The sequence below is a fragment of the Rhizobacter sp. P2_H2 genome (assembly GCF_056403375.1).
In genome coordinates this window covers 1-2,027 of the sequence record NZ_JBFUFP010000987.1, presented here as the reverse complement: position 1 = coordinate 2,027, position 2,027 = coordinate 1, and the positions used below count along the sequence as shown (strand labels likewise).

At 69.0% G+C, this 2,027-nt stretch carries 3 protein-coding genes; all 3 read right to left on the bottom strand.

Going from position 1 to position 2,027, the window contains the following annotated elements:
- On the bottom strand, positions 1 to 567 hold a 567-nt coding region (locus AC1D15_RS29130), incomplete at its 3' end, for an acyl-CoA dehydrogenase family protein (protein ID WP_477828762.1).
- Between the two features lie 33 nt (positions 568 to 600).
- Positions 601 to 1,680 carry a phosphotransferase family protein gene (locus tag AC1D15_RS29125; protein WP_477828761.1) on the bottom strand — a complete coding sequence of 360 codons (1,080 nt, stop codon included), beginning with the start codon at positions 1,678 to 1,680 and terminating at the stop codon, positions 601 to 603.
- Between the two features lie 37 nt (positions 1,681 to 1,717).
- Positions 1,718 to 2,027 (bottom strand): Crp/Fnr family transcriptional regulator (locus tag AC1D15_RS29120; protein ID WP_477828760.1); only part of this gene is annotated, 310 nt, incomplete at its 5' end.

Sequence of the window (2,027 nt, the reverse complement as noted above, 5' to 3'; positions counted from 1 at the left end):
GGTCTTGCCCATGAAGATGTAGACCGCGCAGCGCGGGTCGCCGGCGCCCGAGATCCACCACTTGCGGCCGTTGATCACGTACTCGTCGCCGTCGCGGCGGATGCTCGATTCGATGTTGGTCGCGTCCGACGAGGCCACATCGGGCTCGGTCATCGCGAACGCGCTGCGGATCTTGCCGTCGAGCAGCGGCTCGAGCCAGCGCTTCTTGTGCTCGGCCGTGCCGTAGCGCACGATGGTCTCCATGTTGCCGGTGTCCGGCGCCGAGCAGTTGAACACCTCGCTGGCCCAGGGCACGCGGCCCATCAGCTCGGCCAGCGGCGCGTACTCCTGGTTGGTGAGGCCGGCGCCGAGCTCGCTCTCGGGCAGGAACAGGTTCCACAGGCCTTGCGCGCGCGCCTTGGTCTTCAGTCCCTCGATCAGCTGCAGCGGCGTCCAGCGCTTGCCGGCGTGCGTGTTGGCCTCGATCTCGGCGTTGAAGGCGGCCTCGGCCGGGAAGACGTGCTCGTCCATGAAGCGGGCCACGCGGGCCTGCAGTTCCTGGGTGCGCGGGGAGTAGCTGAAGTCCATGAGGAAGTCTCCGGGAGGTGCTCGGTTGCCGTGTCAGGTGCCTTGTTGCGCAATGCGCCAGCCCATCTCGGCCAGCGGCCGCGCGCCGGCAGCGGCCTGGCGCGCCTGCGCGCTCGAGGCGGTGCCGTCCTCGACCCGCTTCGCGATGCCTTGCAGGATGCCGGCCATGCGGAACAGGTTGTAGGCCATGTAGAAGTTCCAGTCGGCCATCACCGCCTGCGGATCGGCGCGGCCGGTGCGTTCGCAGTAGCGGCGCACGTAGTCGGCCTCGCCCGGGATGCCGAGCGCGGCCAGGTCGAGCCCGCCGATGCCGCGGAACGCGCCGGGCGGGATGTGCCACGACATGCAGTGGTAGCTGAAGTCGGCCAGCGGGTGGCCGAGCGTCGAGAGCTCCCAGTCGAGCACCGCCAGCACGCGCGGCTCGCTCGGGTGGAAGACCAGGTTGTCGAGCCGGAAATCACCGTGCACCACCGACACCTGCGATTCGTCGCGCGCGCTGGCCGGCATGTGGGCCGGCAGCCACTGCATCAACGCGTCCATCGCGTCGATCGGCTGCGTGATCGAGGCCTGGTACTGCTTGCCCCAGCGCGCGATCTGGCGCTCGAAGTAGTTGCCCGGCTTGCCGTAGTCGGCCAGGCCCGCGGCGGCGACATCCACCTGGTGGAGTGCTGCGATCACGCGGTTCATCTCGTCGTACAGGCGGCTGCGCTCGGCGGGTTCGAAGCCGGGCAGCGACTGCTCCCACAGCACGCGGCCCTGGATGAACTCCATCAGGTAGAACGCGCGGCCGATCACCGATTCGTCCTCGCACAGCAGCAGCATCTCGGGCACCGGCACGGCGCTGCCGTGCAGCGCGCGCATCACGCGGAACTCGCGCTCGATCGCATGTGCCGACGGCAGCAGCTTCGCGGCGGGGCCGGGCTTGGTGCGCATCACGTACGAGCGCGACGGCGTCACGAGCTTGTAGGTCGGGTTCGACTGCCCGCCTTTGAACTGCTCGACCTGCAGCGGCCCGGCGAAGCCCGGCAGCGCGGCCTGCAGGTGGGCCTGCAGCGCGGCGATGTCGAACGCATGCGATTCGGCGACGGGTTTGGTTCCGGTGTAGGCGTCCATGCGGTCCTGTCAACGTTCGCGCGTCAGCGCTCGATTCTCAGCGTTCCGAAATCGCGAGCAGCTTGTCCTTCGACAGCACCACCAGCCGCGTCGGCTCGATGCGCACCGCGCCGTCGCGCTCGAAGCCCTTCAGTTCCTGGTTCACGCGCTGGCGCGACGCGCCGAGCAGCTGCGCCAGGTCTTCCTGCGCGAGCTGCAGCCCGATGCGGATCTCCTGGCCCTGCTCGATGCCATAGCTGCGCGACAGCAGCAGGATCTGCTTGGCCAGCCGTGCCGCGAGCGGCATCGTGTTGAGGTCTTCCACCACGTCGAACATCAGGCGCAGCCGGCGGCAGTTCAGCTTCAGC